This window comes from Gordonia malaquae, from assembly GCF_037148075.1.
Classification (GTDB): Bacteria; Actinomycetota; Actinomycetes; order Mycobacteriales; family Mycobacteriaceae; genus Gordonia; species Gordonia malaquae.
Genome location: NZ_JBBCUB010000002.1, coordinates 512,100 through 529,787, shown reverse-complemented (window position 1 = coordinate 529,787; position 17,688 = coordinate 512,100). Strand labels below are relative to the sequence as shown.

Below are 17,688 nucleotides of genomic sequence, written 5' to 3'. Positions count from 1 at the left end.
GCGCCCGTCGGTCGTGGGGGATAATTCCTTCGTGGCTGACATCGAAGAGATTCTGTCCGTCGAACGCATCGACGCCGACATCTATCGCGGCGGCGCGTTCGCGAGCGCGCTGCGCCGAACCTTCGGCGGCCAGGTGGCCGGACAAGCACTGGTCGCGGCGACGCAGACCGTCGCTCCGGAGTTCGCCGTGCACTCGCTGCACGGCTACTTCCTGCGTCCCGGCAAGCCCGATCAGCCCGCTGTGTTCCTCGTCGACCGCATCCGGGACGGGCGCTCGTTCGTCACTCGGCGGGTCACCGGCGTTCAGAACGGCGAGGCGATCTTCTCGATGTCGGCGTCGTTCCACATCACCGACGATCACGGCATCGAGCACCAGGACGTGATGCCGCCTGCGCCCGACCCGGAGTCGCTGCCCGATCAGAAGGAGAAGGCAGAGCAGCTCAAGGGCAATGCCCGCGTGTTCTACGCCGAATGGGAGAACTTCGACATTCGGATCGTGCCCCGCGATCAGCTCGTCACTCACGAGTCGTTCGCCGCGCAGCAGCGGGTGTGGTTCCGCTACCGCAAACCGCTGCCCGATGATCAGCTGCTGCACGTCTGCACCCTCGCCTACATGAGCGACATGACGTTGCTCGGGTCGTCGAAGACGGCACACCCGGACGTCGACTCGCAGAACGCATCGCTCGACCACGCGATGTGGTTCCTGCGCCCGTTCCGAGCCGACGACTGGCTGCTGTACGACCAGACGTCGCCGTCGGCAGGCGGCGCGCGGGCCCTCACGCAGGGGCGGATCTTCGATCGTGCTGGCCGGATGGTCGCGGCCGTCACGCAGGAAGGCCTCACACGCACCGGGGTGCCGACGTCCATCGCGAGTGTCACCAGGCCCGCAACGTGACCCCGCTGATCGGAGTTCTCGCACTTCAGGGGGACGTGCGAGAACACACCGAGGCCCTCGTCGCATCAGGGGCCGATGTGCTCCCGGTGCGCAGGGAAGCCGAACTCGACCGCGTCGACGGTCTGGTGATTCCAGGCGGGGAGTCGACGACGATGAGCAGGCTGCTCGGCGTGTTCGACCTCTACGATCCGCTCGTCGGCAGACTGCGTGACGGTCTGCCCGCGTACGGCTCGTGCGCGGGCATGATCATGCTCGCGTCGACGATCCTCGACACCCGACCCGACGCCAGGCACCTCGACGCACTCGACGTGACCGTCCGCCGCAACGCGTTCGGGCGTCAGGTCGAATCGTTCGAGACCGACCTGGACTTCGTCGGAATCACCGATGTGCCGGGCGCCGACCCGATGCGCGCGGTGTTCATCCGAGCACCCTGGGTCGAGTCGGTCGGGGAGGGCGTCGACGTGCTGGCGACCGTTCCCGACGGTCCGGCCGCCGGGCGTGTCGTCGCTGTGCGCCAGCAGAACGTGCTGGCCACGTCGTTCCATCCCGAAGTCACCGGGGATCACCGTGTGCACCGCTTCTTCGTCGACATGGTCGCGGAAGCGTAGGATTTCACAGTCGTAAACGGAAGGAAGCACCACTATGAGCGGCCACTCCAAATGGGCCACCACCAAGCACAAGAAGGCGGTCATCGACGCCAAGCGCGGCAAGATGTTCGCCAAGCTGATCAAGAACATCGAGGTGGCGGCTCGAACCGGTGGTGGTGACCCGGCGGGCAACCCGACGCTCTTCGACGCGATCCAGAAGGCCAAGAAGTCGTCGGTTCCCAACGACAACATCGAACGCGCACGCAAGCGCGGCGGTGGCGAAGAAGGCGGCGGCGCCGACTGGCAGACCATCATGTACGAGGGCTACGGCCCCAATGGTGTCGCGATCCTCATCGAGTGCCTGACCGACAACCGCAATCGCGCCGCAGGCGAGGTCCGCACGGCGATGACCCGCAACGGCGGCAACATGGCGGATCCGGGTTCGGTGTCGTACCTGTTCGCCCGCAAGGGCGTGGTGACCCTCGACAAGGGTGACCAGTCCGAGGACGACGTGCTGATGGCAGTGCTCGACGCGGGCGCAGAAGAGGTGACCGACCTCGGTGAGCAGTTCGAGATCGTCAGCGAGCCGACGGATCTCATCGCAGTCCGCACCGCGCTCCAGGAGGCGGGCATCGACTACGAGTCGGCCGAACCCGACTTCCGTGCATCGGTCGAAGTGCCTGTCGACGCCGACGGCGCCCGGAAGATGTTCAAGCTCATCGACGCGCTCGAAGACTCTGACGACGTGCAGAACGTCTACAGCAACGTCGACATCAGCGACGAGGTCCTCGCCGAGCTCGAGAACGACTGATAGTCTCGAACAAACGTTCGTCACCGACCGGGTGACACGGTTGTCTGGAGGGCAGGTCGTCTCGTGCGTGTGATGGGGGTCGATCCGGGTCTCACCAGGTGCGGTGTCGCGCTGGTCGAGTCGACGGGCGGGCGCGGGGTAACCGCGCTCGACGTCGACGTGGTGCGCACCCCGGCCGACATGGAGCTCGCCGAGCGTCTCCTCGCCGTGCACAAGGGCGTGGAGCACTGGCTCGACACGCACTCGCCCGACGTGGTCGCGATCGAGCGAGTGTTCGCGCAGCGTCAGGTGAGCACCGCGATGGGCACGGCACAGGCCGCCGGTGTGGTCGCGCTGGCCGCGGCGCAGCGGGGGATACCAGTGCGTTTCCACACCCCGTCCGAGGTCAAGGCGGCTGTCACCGGGTCGGGCCGCGCCGACAAGGCGCAGGTCACGGCGATGATCACGCGAATCCTCGGACTGCAGACACCGCCGAAGCCTGCCGATGCCGCCGACGCTCTCGCCCTGGCGGTGTGTCACTGCTGGCGTGGGCCGGTGAACGAACGCATGGAGGCCGCCGCCAAACAGGCGAAGGTCGCTCAGGAACGTCATCGTGCCCGCCTGCGTGCGGCACGAGAGGAGGCAGCTCGATGATCGCGTCCGTGTCCGGTGAGGTCATCGACATCGCCCTCGATCACGCCGTCGTGGAATGCGCCGGAGTCGGCTACCGAGTGCTCGCCACACCGCCGACCCTCGGCAGGCTCAGCCGAGGGTCGCATGCGCGGCTGCTGACGTCGATGATCGTCCGTGAGGACTCTATGACGTTGTACGGCTTCACCGACCCGGAGGCACGTGACCTCTTCGGACTGCTGCAGACGGTGACCGGCGTCGGTCCGCGGCTCGCGATGGCGACCCTCGCGGTCCTCGAGCCGGACAGCTTGCGGCGTGCACTCGCTGAATCCGATGCCAAGGCGCTGACGGCCGTTCCGGGCATCGGCAAGCGGGTCGCGGAACGCCTGGTGGTGGAGCTTCGCGACAAGGTCGACGCAGCCCCGGTCGCAGGCGGAGTCCCCGGAGCGCCGTCGCCGGGTACCGGCGGGCAGGTGACCGAGGCGCTCATCGGTCTCGGATTCACCGAGAACGCCGCTCAGCAGGCCGTTGCGGCGGTGCTCGCCGCACAGCCCGACGCCGACTCCTCGACCCTCCTCCGCACGGCGCTCGCAGGCCTCGGTCCCCGCCGATGATCGACGGATTCGACGACGACCATCTGACCGGCGCGGACGCAGTACCCGCAGACCGGGACCTCGACAACAGCCTTCGTCCGTCGACACTGCAGGACTTCATCGGGCAGCCGAAGGTTCGAGAGCAGCTCGAACTCGTCCTTCATGCGGCGAGGGCGCGCGGCCGCACTCCGGACCACATCCTCCTGTCCGGTCCGCCGGGACTCGGCAAGACATCGCTCGCGATGATCATCGCCGCCGAGATGGGCGCGGCCATTCGGATCACCTCGGGACCCGCGCTCGAACGGGCGGGTGATCTCGCAGCAATGCTGTCGAACCTCGTTGAGGGCGACGTCCTGTTCATCGACGAGATCCACCGTATTGCGCGGCCCGCCGAAGAGATGCTGTACCTCGCGATGGAGGACTTCCGGGTCGACGTCGTCGTCGGAAAGGGGCCGGGTGCGACGTCGATCCCGCTCGACATCGCGCCGTTCACCCTCGTCGGCGCCACGACACGGTCGGGTGCGCTCACCGGACCGCTGCGCGACCGCTTCGGTTTCACAGCGCACATGGAGTTCTACGAGCCCTCCGAACTCGTTCGAGTGCTCACCCGATCGGCCGTGATCCTGGGGATCGACATCGACGACGACGCGGCCGCCGAAGTGGCGGGCCGATCGCGTGGCACGCCTCGTATCGCGAACAGGCTCCTGCGACGGGTCCGCGACTACGCCGAAGTTCGAGGCGACGGCCGTGTCGACGTGACAGCCGCCCGCGCAGCTCTCGCCGTGTACGACGTCGACGAACTCGGTCTCGACCGTCTGGACCGGGCGGTCCTCGGCGCCCTGGTCCGCGGGTTCGGCGGGGGACCAGTCGGGGTGTCGACACTCGCCGTCGCCGTGGGTGAAGAGCCCTCCACGGTCGAGGAGGTGTGCGAGCCGTTCCTCGTGCGAGCCGGAATGATCGCGCGCACGCCCCGGGGCCGGGTGGCGACCGCCGCCGCTTGGCATCACCTCGGCCTCACCCCGCCGCCAGACGCGATCGACCGGGTTCACGGTGTGCGTGCCCGCGAAGAGACATTGTTCGACTAGACGATCGATTTCCCGTGGGGCGGTGCGCCGACCTGGGCTCGTCCGCTCAGGTCGCCGCCGGGCACGGCGGGGCGTAGTCCAGTCCGGGGATGTACGTCTTCCACTCGTCCTCGGTGATCTGGTCGCCGACCCGTGCGCACTGAGCGGCGATCAGATCGTCAGGCTCGAGCGACCAGGATTCGACGCAACCGCCTGCGCCGGCGGCGAGCACCGTGTGGTCGCCGATGAACCGGACGTCGTACACGTTTCCGGGGAACGAGCGGATGACCATCGATTCGGTCGGAGTGCCGCTGACGTCCCACACCCAGACCTCCGAATTGCTGCCGCCTGCCACGAGCCGCGTGCCGTCAGGGGAGAAGGCCGCGGAGTAGGGCTGACCGGCGGGTCCGGTGAGGCGCGCGGTCTCGCGAGGCGATTCTGGATCGCTGATGTCGGCGATTGCGACGACGCGGTCTTCCGAGGTGGCGACGAGACGGTCGCCGGTCGAGTCGAATCTGGTGGACAGGGCTGCGCCGCCGAATCGAATCGGGTCGGGATAGGCGCGGGGACGGTCCGGTGTCGTCAGATCGACAAGGCGGACCTGACCGGTCGTGGTGGCCACAGCCAGCCGTCGACCGTCAGGATTCAGCGACGCCCACCAGACGCCGGCGCCCGCGTCGAATCGGCCGACCACACGCGGTGCGGTCAGATCCTTCGCGTCGACGACAGTCACGACGCGGGAGGCGGTCCCGCCGGTCACCGCAAGGTGCGACTGCGCACTGTAGTCGACGGTCTCGTTGAGGGCGTCGTGTGCAGCGACTGCGCCGACGATGTGAGGGCGTGCGGGGTCGGACACGTCTGCGAACACGACGGTGCCGTCCGCGGTGCCGATCGCCAGGACATCGGCTTCCGGTGTGGTCACGACGGCGCCGGAGAAGACCGTTCCCGCCGGGGGCGCGAGGTCGGGGCCGGCACGGACGTAACCGCCGTCGACGGACCGCCACTGAGTGATGGCGCCGTCGGCGGAGGTGTCCGCGGCGAACATGCGGCGACCGTCGGGGCCGGCAGGCGCCTGGAAGACAGTCTTCATTCCCACGTGCACCACGCTGCGCGCGGGCGGCCAGTCCATCACACGGCCGTCGTCGCTGGCGACCACGACGTGATCGCCGACGAACACGGCGCTCGACGAATTGGCGGCGGTCGGGAGGGTCCTCGGTGGATCGGTCGGTCGGGCCAGATCGTAGACGGCGACGGTGTTGTCCGCGCCCGTCGCGATTAGGTGTGTGCCCGCCGCGTTCGAACGCACAGATCGAGCCCAACTCGAGAAGCCGCCGAACTGGGCGGTCAGCCGAGGGGCAGCGGGGTCCGTGACGGAGTAGACGTCGACGGTACGGCTGCGCAACGCGGCAGCGAGCCTGCCGTCGGGTAGGTAGTCCAGGCCCTGTGCGAGCTGGTTGGACGACCCGCCCAAGGCGATCTGTCCCGTACTGACCAGGTCCCTTCCGCTGATTCGCCACAGGTCTATTCGGTGACTGGTCGTCGACGACACCATCGACCGCCCATCGGGGGAGAACGCGACAGCGCCGTCCAGGTGTCCGGCCGCCTGCGGGAGGGCCACTCGGTTCCATCGCCCAGCGGTGTCGGCCGCCCACACGTAGAGGCCGGTTCCCGTGGCCGCGGCCGCGAGCATGGCGCCGTCTGGGCTGACCGCCAGCGCGTTCGCGTCGCCGTCGACACCGGTGAGCTCGGCCGTCTTCGCAGGATTGCGAGGATCGGCTATGTTCCAGACCGTCACCCCACCGCGGCCGCCGACGTACAGTGTGCGGCCGTCGGGTGCGAGCGCTACGCCCCCGAGGTGTCCGTCGGCAGTCGCCTCGCCTGCCCGGAAGTCGCCGACGACCCGGCGGACACCGTTGTCGCCGACGTCGAAGATCCGCACCTGTCCGCTTCCGCCTGCAGCGGCGACTCGGCCGGGGGACTGGGCGAGCAGGGTGGAGCCGCCGTCCCCGGTGAATCGGGCGGGGACCGGCGCCGACAGCGTGTCGCTGAGGGTGGACCGCGCCTCGAGCGTCGTCGACTGTCGATACGCGATCATCGCAAGCTGCGCGGACAGGTATGGATCGCGATCGCGGAGCTGGTCGGCCTGAACGGCGATCTGCCTGCTCACGGTGTCGAGACGGGCGCGGTCGGCTTGTTCGCGGGCGTTGCCCGCCCGAATGCCGAAGACGAGTGCGGTGACGGCCGCCACCAGCGCGACCACACCGAACACGCCCGCGTACAGCGCAAAACGGCGGAGTTGGCGAGTGCGGGCTCGTTCGACGTCGTCTTCGCGAACCGCCACCGTCTGTGCGGCATCCAGGAACTCTCGGGTGACGCCCGACACCTCGTCGTCTGGAAGCGTCCGGAACAGCTCGAGTCGCCCGCGGCCGGGAAGGAGATCGTCCGGTTTGCCGTTGCTCTCCCAGGTGTCGCGCAGAGTCCGCAGCCGACGATGCATGAGGAGACGCTCACGGTCGGCGTCGAGCCACTCGCCCAGACGTGGCCAGGCGGTCAGCAGCGTCTCGTGGGCGAACTGAGCATGAGTGCCGCTCACCGTGATCAGACGTGCGTCGGCGAACGCATCGATCACACGGGCGACGGGATCGGAGGTGTCGGCGGTCTCAAGCTCGGCGAGTCGGACGGGCCGCCTGCTGACGGAGTCCTCGTCGACGTTGACCATCGACAGCAGCGTCCGACGCGCGACAGATCGGTCGTCAGGAGTCAGATCGGCGTACACACGTTCGGCCGCGAGTTCGACGGCGCCGCCGATCCGGCCCGTCGCGACGTAGTCGGCGACGGTCAGACGACGCCCGTCGGACTGCTCCCACGTCGCGCGCAGCGCGTAGGACAGGAGCGGCAGGACACCCGCGCCCGCCTGTTGCGAGCCGTCCGACGGCACGACCTCGTCGAGCAGGAGGTCGACGAGGTCGTCGTCGACGAGCAGGCCTGCGTGCGCCGCGGGACCGACGATGACCGCTCGTAGCTGATCGCGCGTCATCGGCGGCACGACGACCTGCCCGTCGGCGAGAACGGAGGCCAGGCCGGGCATCTCCGCCGCCCGCCCGTAGAAGTCGGCCCGGAGCACGCCGACGGGGATCACATTTCGTCCGTCGATCAGTTCAGTGAATCGGCTGTCGTAGGCGTCACGACTGCGCTCGTCGCTCTGTGTCCACAGCTCCTCCATCTGATCGACGATCACGACGACCGGTGTCGCCGAGTCGAGGTCCACCCCCGACAGTGCGGCGTCGAAGGCCGCGGCCGGGTCGTCACCCGGAGTGAAGACCACAGCCTGCCAACCGGCGAGCTCTCCGGATTCTCCGGTTGCGGCCATCAGCCCGGCCCGAACCAGCGACGACTTGCCCGCACCCGACCCGCCGACCACGAGCGCGGCGCGGAACGCTCCGCGTTCGCCGGTCCCGTCGATATCGCGTTGCCGCGCACGGGACTGCTCGGCCACGATCGTCACGAGCCGATCGATCAGGTCGTCCCGTCCGAAGAACCAGCTGCGGTCGTTCGGTCCGAGCGGATCGAGGCCCGGATACGGGGACACGGCCCGGGTCCTCCGCCGTCCGCCGCGTCGTCCGGTGCGTTCGACGGCGACCCACCAGGCTTCCTGCTCGACCGCCTCGGTGACACCGCACGCGGCGAGAACACGGTTGAACATGTCGCGACTGGCACGTGTCGGCGCGTGCTGCCCGGCGAACCAGCCTGCGATGGTGCCGTGCAGGGCGTCCGCTGTCGAAGCGACGTCGCGGACGCTCAGGCCTGCCGTCGTGCGAAGCTCCGTGAGCGCTCTTCCTAGTTCTTCGCGGGAGGAGACGGCCTCCGGATGCATCGGGCGAGTTCCTTCTGTCTGCGGCATACGCCCAGGTCGGCGTATCGGAATCTGTATCGACTTACGGTCAGGCAATCGTCGCACGCGTCCGACGGGTCCACCGAGGGCCACGATGAGAATTCATCCGAACTGCGGAGTGCATCCGCCGGTCCTCGAGGAGAGACACGTGTTCGACGGAACTCATCACGTACCACCCACGCCGTCTCGCCGGCCTCTGTTGTCAGCGCGCGAAGTGGAAGTGCTCACCACGTGGCTGCGTCTCGGGTCCAAAGAGGCTGCCGCGGCGAAACTGTTCATCAGTCCGGCGACCGTCAGCACGCACATTGTGCGAATCCGTGCCAAGTATTCGGCCGTCGGTCGGGACGCGACGACGAAGTCGGCGTTGTTCGCGCGGGCGGTCCAGGACGGATACACCACTCTCGACGAATGGTGACCGGCGGCGCGAACGGGTGATGCTCGGGCACCTGGAGTCCAGCGCGGAGCCGGCGGCCTGGCACACTGGAGGCTATGCCTTCAAACTTGATCATCCCGTTGATGCTGGCGGCGATGGCCGTGTTCATGTTCATGAGCATCAGGAACCAGAAGAAGCGGGCCGCCGCGGCCACCGAGATGCAGTCGTCAGTGGTGCCCGGTTCACGTGTGCAGCTTCACTCCGGCCTGTTCGGCACCGTCGTCGATCCGTCGGGCGAGGAAGTCGTGACGATCGAGATCGCTCCCGGTGTGGTCACCGAGTGGAACCGCCTCGCGATTCGTGAGGTCATCACCACCGACGAGGACGCGACCGATACGTCGGATCCTGCCGACGACGATTCCATCGAGGTTCCCGACAGCCCGGCCGCGCTCGACAAACTGACCAAGAAGACCGACGACGAGTCCGGCGACAAGCCCGAAGAGAAGTAGGCTTTTCAGACGTGACCAGCAACAATCCACTCACTGCGCGACGCAACGCGCAGCGAGAGACACCTCCGTGGGTGCCTCTCTTGGCGTTTCTCGCCGTTCTCGGTGCGATCTTCGCGCTGATCTTCGCCACCGGCAGCGGAAAAGCCGAGCCCAAGCTGGGCATCGACCTGCAGGGCGGAACGCGCGTCGTTCTGACCGCGCGCACCGACCAGGGCGCCGACCCGACCCGGGCACAGCTCGACGACGCACGCCAGATCATCCAGCAGCGCGTCGACGGCCTCGGCGTCGGCGGCTCCGAGGTGGTCGTGAACGGCAACACGCTCGTCATCACCGTTCCCGGTGAGGACGGCAAGCAGGCGCGCACCCTCGCACAGACCGCTCAGTTGTTCATTCGCCCGGTCATCACGAGCCAGCCTGCGGTAGCGCAGAAGGCGGACCCGAACGCGAAGAAGCCCGCCGACATGACGGCTGACGAGCAGAAGAAGGCGATCGCCGATGCTCGCGCCGCGCGCCAGGCTCCGGCGAACGCCGACCAGAAAGAGCTCGCCCGCCTGCAGGCCGAGATGTCCAAGGTCAACTGCGCGCCGAACGTGAGTGATCCGCTGGTCGGCTACGACAAGCCCGACCAGTACCTCGTCGCCTGTGGCCAGGACGACGGTCAGGTGTACCTGCTGGCGCCGATGATCATCCGCGGCACCGATGTCGCCGACGCCAAGTCGCAGCAGAACCAGGCAGGCCAATGGGTCGTGTCCGTGGACTACCGCGGCGAAGGCAAGCAGACCTGGGTCGACTACACGTCGAAGAACGTCGGCAAGACCACCGCGACTGTGCTCGACACCCGAGTTGTGAGCGCAGCGACGATCAACGGCGCCATCATCGGCACCACCGAGATCAGCGGCAGCTTCACGCAGTCCGAGACCATCGATCTCGCCAACGCGCTCAAGTACGGCTCGCTCCCGCTGTCGTTCTCGATGTCGGACGCGCAGACTGTGTCGGCCACGCTCGGTCTCACGTCGTTGCGTGCCGGTCTCATCGCAGGCGGTGTCGGTCTGCTCGCGGTGCTGATCTACGCGCTCGCGTACTACCGGATGCTCGGCTTCCTCACGTTCCTGTCGCTGCTCCTCGCCTCAGCGATGGTGTACGGCCTGATCGTGCTCCTCGGTCGGTGGATCGGGTTCACCCTCGACCTCTCCGGCATCGCCGGTCTTGTCATCGGCATCGGTATGACAGCCGACTCGTTCGTCGTCTACTTCGAACGAATAAAGGACGAGATGAGAGAGGGCAGATCGTTCCGATCCGCCGTCACCCGCGGTTGGCAGAGCGCACGTCGTACCGTCTGGACCGGTAACGCCGTCAGCTTCCTTGCCGCCGTGATCATCTACGTTCTCGCCGTCGGCCAGGTCAAGGGCTTCGCGTTCACGCTCGGCCTGACGACGATCATCGACGTTGTGATCGTCTTCCTCGTCACGCACCCGCTGGTCGTGATGGCGAGCCGGACAGATTTCCTGTCACGGCCGAGCATCAACGGCCTCGGCGCCGTGTCCGACGTCGCGCGCAAGCGCCGCGCCGCCGCCGCGCGTGCCAAGAAGGCAGCGGCCACCGAAGGGGAGGAGTCGTAGTGAGTTCCAACGAGACCACTGCAGAGAAGCCGACGACTGAATGGTCGGACGACGATTACGTCGCCGCCAAGAACACGTCGTTCTTCTCCCGGCTCTACTCGGGCACCGGTGCGTTCGACGTCGTCGGACCACGGTCGCGCCGACGCTTGTACGTGATCTCCGCCGTGATCATGGTGATCTGCGTCCTGTCGATGATCTTCCGCGGATTCACCCCCGGCATCGACTTCGAAGGCGGAACCCAGGTGTCGATCCCAGCGTCGGACACCGTCACGACGTCGTCGGTCAGCGAGGCCTTCACCGCCGCGCTCGGACACGATCCGGAGTCGGTGCAGAAGGCGGGCACCGGTGAGGCCGCCACCATTCAGGTGCGGACCGAGACGCTGTCGCACGAAGACGCGGCGAAGCTGACCGAAGGTCTCGCGTCCACGTTCAAGATCAATCAGTCCGATGTGAGCAGTTCCGACGTCAGCTCCACGTGGGGCGCCGAGATCACCCGCAAGATGGTCATCGCGCTGATCGTGTTCCTCGTCGCCGTGTTCATCTACATCGCGATTCGCTTCGACCGGGAGATGTCGGCGGCGGCCCTGGTGTCGCTCCTGTTCGACGTCGTCGCCACCGCGGGTGTCTACTCGATCGTCGGTTGGGAGGTGACGCCGGCGACCGTCATCGGCCTGCTGACGATCCTCGGCTTCTCGGTCTACGACACCGTGGTCGTCTTCGACAAGGTGGAGGAGAACACCAGATCGGTGTTCGCGTCGTCGCGCCGCACCTACTCCGAGCAGACCAACCTGGCCGTCAACCAGACGTTCATGCGGTCGATCAACACCACGGTGATCTCGGTGCTCCCGATCATCGCCCTGATCGTCATCGCGGTCTGGATGCTCGGTGTCGGCACGCTCAAGGACCTCGCCCTGATCCAGCTCGTGGGTGTCGTCGTCGGCACGTACTCGTCGATCTTCCTCGCATCGCCGCTGTTGGTGACGCTGAAGGAGATGCGTGAGGACGTGAAGCGGCACACTGCGAAGGTCATCGCCCGACGGGAACGGGCAGCGGCATGATCGGCCCGCGGCTGCGCCGGGTCGCAGCGCTCACTGCGACCCTCGCGGCCGCGGGATCTCTTCTCGTGGCATGCGGCGACGACGAGCAGTCGAGCGTCGACTATCTCGTCGACGCACGCGTCCGCAGCCTCAACGTGAACACCAGGGACGGCTACGCGGACGGTGCGCTGATGGCGCTCACCCGCGTGCTGCCCGGATTCTCCTACGTCGGGCCCCAGGGCCAGACGGTGGCCGACCGGGACGTCGGCACCGCCACCGTTCAGGAGTCGACGCCCCTCACGGTCCGCTACGAGTTCACTGACGGTGCCGTCTACTCCGACGGGCACGCGATGTCGTGCGACGACCTTCTGCTCGCTGCAACAGCGATGGGCGGCAAGGTCAAGGGCTTCGACGCGTCGACCAACGCCGGTTACCGGAACATCGACAAGGTCGACTGCAAGCCCGGCGCTCGTACCGCGACAGTCACTTTCGCCTCCGGATCCACTTTTGGCGACTGGTCGAGTCTGTTCGGTGCAGGTTCCCTGCTGCCGGCCCACGTCGTCGGACGCCTTGCCGGGGTGCCCGATGTCGTCGGCGCGATCAACCGCAAGGACTCCAAGGCGTTGGCGAAGATCGCGACCGCGTGGAACACCGGCTTCGGATTGAAGCCGGGCGGTGAGATCGACCCGAAGACGATCCTCTCGTCGGGCCCGTACCGCCTGGAGTCGTACACCACTGACAAAGGCCTGCGTCTGGTGGCCAACGACAAGTGGTGGGGCAGGAAGCCCGCGCTGGGCGACGTGACAGTCTGGCCTCGCGGCACCGACGGCGCGGCCGCGCTGGCCGACGGGCGTGTCGAGGTCGTCGACTCGGGCGACCTGTCCGCATCCGACGTCCTCGCCGGTCGTGAGACCCCGATCACGGACCGGGGCTCCGCGCGCGACATCGCGCCGGTGTCGGTGACGAATCTCGTCTTCGCCCGGACCGGCGTCGCTTCCGACATCCTGGTGCGCCGTGCGCTCGCGTCGTGCATGCCGCGAAACCAATTGGCCCGTGCTCACGGGTCGAACGGGCTCGTCTGGAACCTGCGGAGCGCCGCGCCCGCGGACACCCTGGGGCCGTCCCTCAACGCGCAGTTCGGCAGGCGGTACCCGCGGTCGGACGTCGCGCGAGCGCGCGGTCTTCTGGAGCAGCGACCCGTCGACGCCAACGGTCGTCGTGCCAAGCCCGTGATCCGCATCGGCTACCCGGCGGGATCGACGGTCGACAAGTCGATCGTCGACACGATCGCCCAGTCGTGTGTGAAAGCCGGGATCACCGTGCGCGACGCCTCGTCGCCCGACTTCTCCGTCTCGTCGCTCGGCTCGACGGTCGACGCCGTGATCCTGTCCGGCGACACGTTCGCCGCATCGGGCACCACGAGTGGTGTGCCCGCGGTGTTCGCCCTGTACCCGGGTGATCCGCTGAACCTGTCCGGATTCCGGGACGGGACCGTCCGCACGTCGATCAACGAGCTCGTCGCGACGAGCAGTGACAGTGGTCGACTTCCGCTGCTGCGGTCCATTGAGACGGCGGCCTGGGACCAACTCCCGTCGATCCCGCTGTTCGGAACAGTGCGGGGACGCGAATCGTCCGGCGTCAGCAATGTCGTCGTCGGACTCGGCCGGTCGGGCACCGGCTGGAACATGGACCGTTGGGGAGGAGCCTGATGACCACCGCCGTCCATCTGGACCGTGCACGCATCGCGATCGAGACGCACGCACGTCTGGTGCCGGACTTCCCCGAGCCGGGTGTCGCGTTCAAAGACCTCACCCCGGTCTTGGCTGCGGCCGACGGGCTCGACGCGCTCACCGCGGCGCTCGCCGACGCGTGTGCGGGTGCGGACCTGATCGCGGGCATCGACGCACGCGGGTTCCTGCTTGGCGGCGCGATCGCGCATCGCCTCGGGATCGGCGTGGTGGCCGTCCGCAAGGGCGGCAAACTCCCGCCGCCGGTGATCGGCGTCGACTACGCCCTCGAGTACGGGTCGGCGAGGTTGGAGATCCCGGCCTCCGGAATCGACTTCCACGGCCGTCGTGTGGCCGTTGTCGACGACGTCCTCGCCACCGGTGGGACGATTGCCGCGACGCTTGCACTTCTTGCTGAAGTCGGCGCAGAAGTGACCGATGTCGCCGTCGTCATGGAGCTCGACGGGTTCCCCGGACGCGATGTCATCACCGCAGCGGCACCCGTTCGAGTTCACACGCTCTGCACGGGTTGAACCCGGCGTTCGCTCACGCGCAACACCCGAGAGAACCCCAGTCCGACCGCACCGACGCGGTGATGCCATAAACTCGGGCCATGAGCGAACCGGATGCCGCGCGACGCAGTGATGACATCGCTGCACCGTTGAGTTCTCGCAGGGTACGGGCCCGATTGGCGCGGCGCATGACGGCTCCGCCACGCGGCGGCGTCGCGGCAGTGCTCGAACCGCTCGTCACGTTGCACCGGGGTGTGTATCCGAAAGCCGACGTCACAGTCTTGCAGCAGGCGTACGACGTCGCCGAACAGCGTCACACCGGACAGTTCCGCAAGTCGGGCGACCCGTACATCACCCATCCGCTCGCAGTCGCGACAATCCTCGCGGACCTCGGAATGGACACGACGACGCTGGTAGCTGCGCTGTTGCACGACACCGTCGAAGACACCGGCTACTCGCTCGAAGAACTCGAGAAGGACTTCGGCGCCGAGGTGGCACATCTCGTCGACGGTGTCACCAAACTCGACAAGGTGGCGCTCGGCAGCGCGGCCGAGGGCGAGACGATCCGCAAGATGATCATCGCCATGGCTCGGGACCCGCGCGTCCTCGTGATCAAGGTGGCGGACCGCCTCCACAACATGCGCACCATGCGTTTCCTGCCGCCGGAGAAGCAGGCGCGCAAGGCTCGAGAGACACTCGAAGTGATCGCTCCTCTAGCCCACCGACTCGGCATGGCGACTGTGAAATGGGAGCTCGAAGACCTCTCGTTCGCGATCCTGCACCCCAAGAAGTACGAGGAGATCGTTCGCCTCGTCGCCGACCGGGCGCCGAGTCGGGACACGTACCTCGCGCGGGTGCGGAGCGATCTGAACAACGCACTCGGCGGGGCGCACATCGAAGCGACCGTCGAGGGACGTCCCAAGCACTACTGGTCGATCTACCAGAAGATGATCGTGCGGGGGAAAGACTTCGACGACATCCACGATCTGGTCGGGATGCGAGTCCTGTGCGACGAAGTGCGCGACTGCTACGCGGCGATCGGCGTGGTGCACTCCCTGTGGCAGCCGATGGCGGGCCGATTCAAGGACTACATCGCGCAGCCGAGCTTCGGCGTGTACCAGTCGCTGCACACGACGGTGATCGGCCCCGAGGGAAAACCACTCGAGATCCAGATCCGGACAGTGGAGATGCACCGGACCGCCGAGTTCGGCATCGCCGCGCACTGGCGGTACAAGGAAGGGCGAAAAGGGAAGGGACGCAAGGCGACTGATGTCGCCGAGGTCGACGACATGGCGTGGATGCGCCAGCTCCTGGACTGGCAGCGGGAAGCCGCCGACCCGGGGGAGTTCCTCGAGTCCCTGCGCTATGACCTCGCCGTCAAGGAGATCTTCGTCTTCACCCCGAAGGGCGACGTCATCACCCTGCCCGCCGGTTCGACGCCTGTCGACTTCGCGTACGCCGTGCACACCGAAGTCGGGCACCGGTGCATCGGAGCCCGGGTGAACGGTCGCCTCGTGGCGTTGGAACGACCGTTGGAGAACGGTGAGGTGATCGAGGTCTTCACATCGAAGGCCGAGAACGCCGGACCGAGCAAGGACTGGCAGAACTTCGTCGTCTCGCCGCGGGCGAAGGCCAAGATCCGGCAGTGGTTCGCCAAGGAGCGTCGCGAAGAAGCTCTGGAGGCGGGCAAGGAGGCGATCGTCAAGGAGGTCCGGCGCGGTGGTCTCCCGCTGCATCGCCTCCTGTCGGCCGAATCGGTGACCGCGGTGGCGAAGGAGTTCGGTTTCGCCGACGTCGACGCACTGTACTCGGCGGTCGGCGAGGGGCACGTACCCGCCGGGCGCATGGTCCACCGGCTCGTCGCACTCCTCGGCGGGGTCGAGGCGGCCGAGGAAGAGATCGCGAACCGCGCCACTCCGTCCACCCAGAGCGGGAGATCACGTCAGGGCGGCGACAGCGGAGTGGTCGTCGAGGGCATCGACAACGTCATGGTGAAGCTCGCCAAGTGCTGCACTCCGGTGCCCGGCGACGAGATCATCGGGTTCATCACGCGAGGCGGCGGTGTGAGTGTGCACCGATCCGACTGCACCAACGCGGACGAACTGCGGTCGCAACCCGAACGGCTCCACGAGGTGTCGTGGGCGCCGAACAGTACCGCGGTCTTCCTCGTCGCTATCCAGGTGGAGGCGCTCGATCGTCACCGCCTGCTGTCGGACGTGACCCGCGTGCTGGCCGACGAACGCGTGAATCTGCTGTCGGCGTCGCTGACCACCAGCCGTGACCGCGTCGCGGTCAGCCGTTTCACGTTCGAGATGGGTGATCCGAAGCACCTCGGTCACGTGCTGAACGTGGTCCGCAATGTGGAAGGCGTCTACGACGTCTACCGGGTGACCTCGGCGGCCTGACCGTACTCAGTCGTCAGACGACGAACGGCCCGACCCCGAGAATTCGGGATCGGGCCGTTCGTGGTGTCGGATCAGGCGACTGACGCCGTCTTGATCTGCAACGGAAGCTTGGGAGTACCGTCCTCTGCGCTGCCTGTCGCGGTCGGCACTATGCCGCCCTTGGCGACCTGGTCGATGATCTTCATTCCGGCGTCATCCACATGACCGACGACGGCCAGTGTCGGCGTCAGAGTCGAGTCCTTGGTGACGATGAAGAACTGGGCGCTGCCGGTGTTGGCGCGTCCCTGCTCTGCGTTGTTGCTGTTGGCTATCGCAATGGTGCCACGGGGATAGATCACGGTCGGCTGGCTCATGCCCATCGCCGCCATCTGGGGATCGATCGGCACCTCCTTCAAACCGGTGGGGTCCTCGTCCGGCGTGTTCCAGCCAGGGCCGCCCATGCCGGTGAGCGTCGGGTCACCGCACTGGAGGACGGACAGGTTCGCGGAGTTGGTGAGCCGATGGCACTGTGTGCCGTCGTAGAAGCCGTTCGACGCCAGCGACTGGACTGCGTTCACGTTGCACGCGGCGAGTGAACGGTCAAGCGTGATGGGAACGTTGCCGAGGTTGGTGGCCAACGTCAGGTCGAGGGTTCCGGTGTTGAGAGTCCGACCGTCTGGCATGGGCGACGTCCTCTGCTTGGCTTCGCCGTCTCGAAGTTCTTTGAGGAACGCTTCGCCCTGTGCCTTCTGCTCGGCGGGCGCCGTAGCGAGCTGGGTCTCGACAGCCTTGATCGTCTTCGCGAAGTCGACCGGGGCAGCGGTGTAGTCGCAGGTCGTGTGACGCTTGTCGTCCCAGTTCCGATACCAGAAGTAGCCTCCGACGGCGGCGATCGCCACGACGGCGACGCCTGCGGCGGCCAGCATCGACAGCTTGCGCTTCTTCGCGGCCTGTCGCTCGCGGGCCAGCCGGTCCTCCAGCTTCTGGCGGGCGGCTTCGCGACGCTCCTCGTTGGTCGACACGCTCGTGGAACCTCCTGTGGGCGGATGGCTGCGCGGGGCGGTCCGGGCAGCGGG

The 17,688-nt window shown here is 67.3% G+C and carries 15 protein-coding genes; 13 read left to right on the top strand and 2 right to left on the bottom strand.

Annotated features, from left to right (window positions below; translation table 11 throughout):
- Positions 1–31 precede the first annotated feature (31 nt).
- From WFK36_RS09495 to ruvB, 6 genes are all read left to right on the top strand, one after another.
- Positions 32–895 carry an acyl-CoA thioesterase gene (locus tag WFK36_RS09495; RefSeq protein ID WP_008378041.1) on the top strand — a complete coding sequence of 288 codons (864 nt, stop codon included), beginning with the start codon at positions 32–34 and terminating at the stop codon, positions 893–895.
- A complete protein-coding gene (gene pdxT / locus WFK36_RS09490) occupies positions 892–1,503 on the top strand; it encodes a pyridoxal 5'-phosphate synthase glutaminase subunit PdxT (RefSeq protein WP_336791459.1) in 612 nt (203 codons plus the stop codon). Before WFK36_RS09495 ends, pdxT begins: the two co-directional genes overlap by 4 nt.
- A 34-nt stretch (positions 1,504–1,537) precedes the next feature.
- Positions 1,538–2,293, top strand: a complete 756-nt coding sequence (locus WFK36_RS09485) for a YebC/PmpR family DNA-binding transcriptional regulator (protein ID WP_008378036.1) — start codon at positions 1,538–1,540, stop codon at positions 2,291–2,293.
- A gap of 63 nt (positions 2,294–2,356) precedes the next feature.
- Complete coding sequence (ruvC, locus tag WFK36_RS09480; protein ID WP_008378035.1) at positions 2,357–2,926, top strand: crossover junction endodeoxyribonuclease RuvC; 570 nt, start codon at positions 2,357–2,359, stop codon at positions 2,924–2,926.
- Positions 2,923–3,516, top strand: coding sequence for a Holliday junction branch migration protein RuvA (ruvA, locus tag WFK36_RS09475; protein ID WP_336791458.1), 594 nt, complete (start codon positions 2,923–2,925; stop codon positions 3,514–3,516). Before ruvC ends, ruvA begins: the two co-directional genes overlap by 4 nt.
- Complete coding sequence (gene ruvB, locus WFK36_RS09470) at positions 3,513–4,580, top strand: Holliday junction branch migration DNA helicase RuvB (RefSeq protein WP_336791457.1); 1,068 nt, start codon at positions 3,513–3,515, stop codon at positions 4,578–4,580. The genes ruvA and ruvB overlap by 4 nt, the downstream gene beginning before the upstream one ends.
- 46 nt (positions 4,581–4,626) lie before the next feature.
- Here ruvB and WFK36_RS09465 read toward each other — a convergent pair whose 3' ends face one another.
- Complete coding sequence (locus WFK36_RS09465; RefSeq protein ID WP_336791456.1) at positions 4,627–8,433, bottom strand: WD40 repeat domain-containing protein; 3,807 nt, start codon at positions 8,431–8,433, stop codon at positions 4,627–4,629.
- Positions 8,434–8,545: 112 nt separating this feature from the next.
- Here WFK36_RS09465 and WFK36_RS09460 point away from each other — a divergent pair, with 112 nt between their 5' ends.
- The 7 genes from WFK36_RS09460 (at position 8,546) to WFK36_RS09430 (ending at position 16,633) form a co-directional block, all read left to right on the top strand.
- Positions 8,546–8,866, top strand: a complete 321-nt coding sequence (locus WFK36_RS09460) for a response regulator transcription factor (protein ID WP_336791455.1) — start codon at positions 8,546–8,548, stop codon at positions 8,864–8,866.
- Positions 8,867–8,940: 74 nt separating this feature from the next.
- The gene (gene yajC / locus WFK36_RS09455) at positions 8,941–9,333 is read left to right on the top strand and encodes a preprotein translocase subunit YajC (RefSeq protein WP_336791454.1); all 393 of its coding nucleotides are present in this window, start codon (positions 8,941–8,943) and stop codon (positions 9,331–9,333) included.
- A gap of 11 nt (positions 9,334–9,344) precedes the next feature.
- Positions 9,345–10,952: a protein translocase subunit SecD gene (gene secD, locus WFK36_RS09450; RefSeq protein ID WP_336791453.1), complete on the top strand. Its 1,608-nt coding sequence runs from the start codon at positions 9,345–9,347 to the stop codon at positions 10,950–10,952.
- On the top strand, positions 10,952–12,010 hold the full coding sequence (gene secF, locus WFK36_RS09445) for a protein translocase subunit SecF (protein ID WP_008378018.1): 1,059 nt from the start codon (positions 10,952–10,954) through the stop codon (positions 12,008–12,010). The genes secD and secF overlap by 1 nt, the downstream gene beginning before the upstream one ends.
- A complete protein-coding gene (locus WFK36_RS09440) occupies positions 12,007–13,698 on the top strand; it encodes an ABC transporter substrate-binding protein (protein ID WP_336791452.1) in 1,692 nt (563 codons plus the stop codon). The genes secF and WFK36_RS09440 overlap by 4 nt, the downstream gene beginning before the upstream one ends.
- Positions 13,698–14,249 (top strand): adenine phosphoribosyltransferase, encoded by a 552-nt coding sequence (locus WFK36_RS09435; RefSeq protein WP_008378014.1) that lies wholly within the window; start codon positions 13,698–13,700, stop codon positions 14,247–14,249. The genes WFK36_RS09440 and WFK36_RS09435 overlap by 1 nt, the downstream gene beginning before the upstream one ends.
- 80 nt (positions 14,250–14,329) lie before the next feature.
- A complete protein-coding gene (locus tag WFK36_RS09430) occupies positions 14,330–16,633 on the top strand; it encodes a RelA/SpoT family protein (protein ID WP_040519718.1) in 2,304 nt (767 codons plus the stop codon).
- Positions 16,634–16,704: 71 nt separating this feature from the next.
- Here the strand turns inward: WFK36_RS09430 and WFK36_RS09425 are convergent, their stop codons facing one another.
- A complete protein-coding gene (locus WFK36_RS09425) occupies positions 16,705–17,634 on the bottom strand; it encodes a peptidylprolyl isomerase (RefSeq protein WP_336791451.1) in 930 nt (309 codons plus the stop codon).
- Positions 17,635–17,688: the final 54 nt, after the last annotated feature.

Coding starts and splice junctions, on each gene's coding strand:
- WFK36_RS09440 (WP_336791452.1), top strand. CDS start 12,007: ATGATCGGCCCGCGGCTGCGCCGGGTCGCAGCGCTCACTGCGACCCTC.
- ruvA (WP_336791458.1), top strand. CDS start 2,923: ATGATCGCGTCCGTGTCCGGTGAGGTCATCGACATCGCCCTCGATCAC.
- WFK36_RS09435 (WP_008378014.1), top strand. CDS start 13,698: ATGACCACCGCCGTCCATCTGGACCGTGCACGCATCGCGATCGAGACG.
- WFK36_RS09460 (WP_336791455.1), top strand. CDS start 8,546: ATGAGAATTCATCCGAACTGCGGAGTGCATCCGCCGGTCCTCGAGGAG.
- ruvB (WP_336791457.1), top strand. CDS start 3,513: ATGATCGACGGATTCGACGACGACCATCTGACCGGCGCGGACGCAGTA.
- WFK36_RS09465 (WP_336791456.1), bottom strand. CDS start 8,433: ATGCATCCGGAGGCCGTCTCCTCCCGCGAAGAACTAGGAAGAGCGCTC.
- yajC (WP_336791454.1), top strand. CDS start 8,941: ATGCCTTCAAACTTGATCATCCCGTTGATGCTGGCGGCGATGGCCGTG.
- WFK36_RS09430 (WP_040519718.1), top strand. CDS start 14,330: ATGAGCGAACCGGATGCCGCGCGACGCAGTGATGACATCGCTGCACCG.
- WFK36_RS09485 (WP_008378036.1), top strand. CDS start 1,538: ATGAGCGGCCACTCCAAATGGGCCACCACCAAGCACAAGAAGGCGGTC.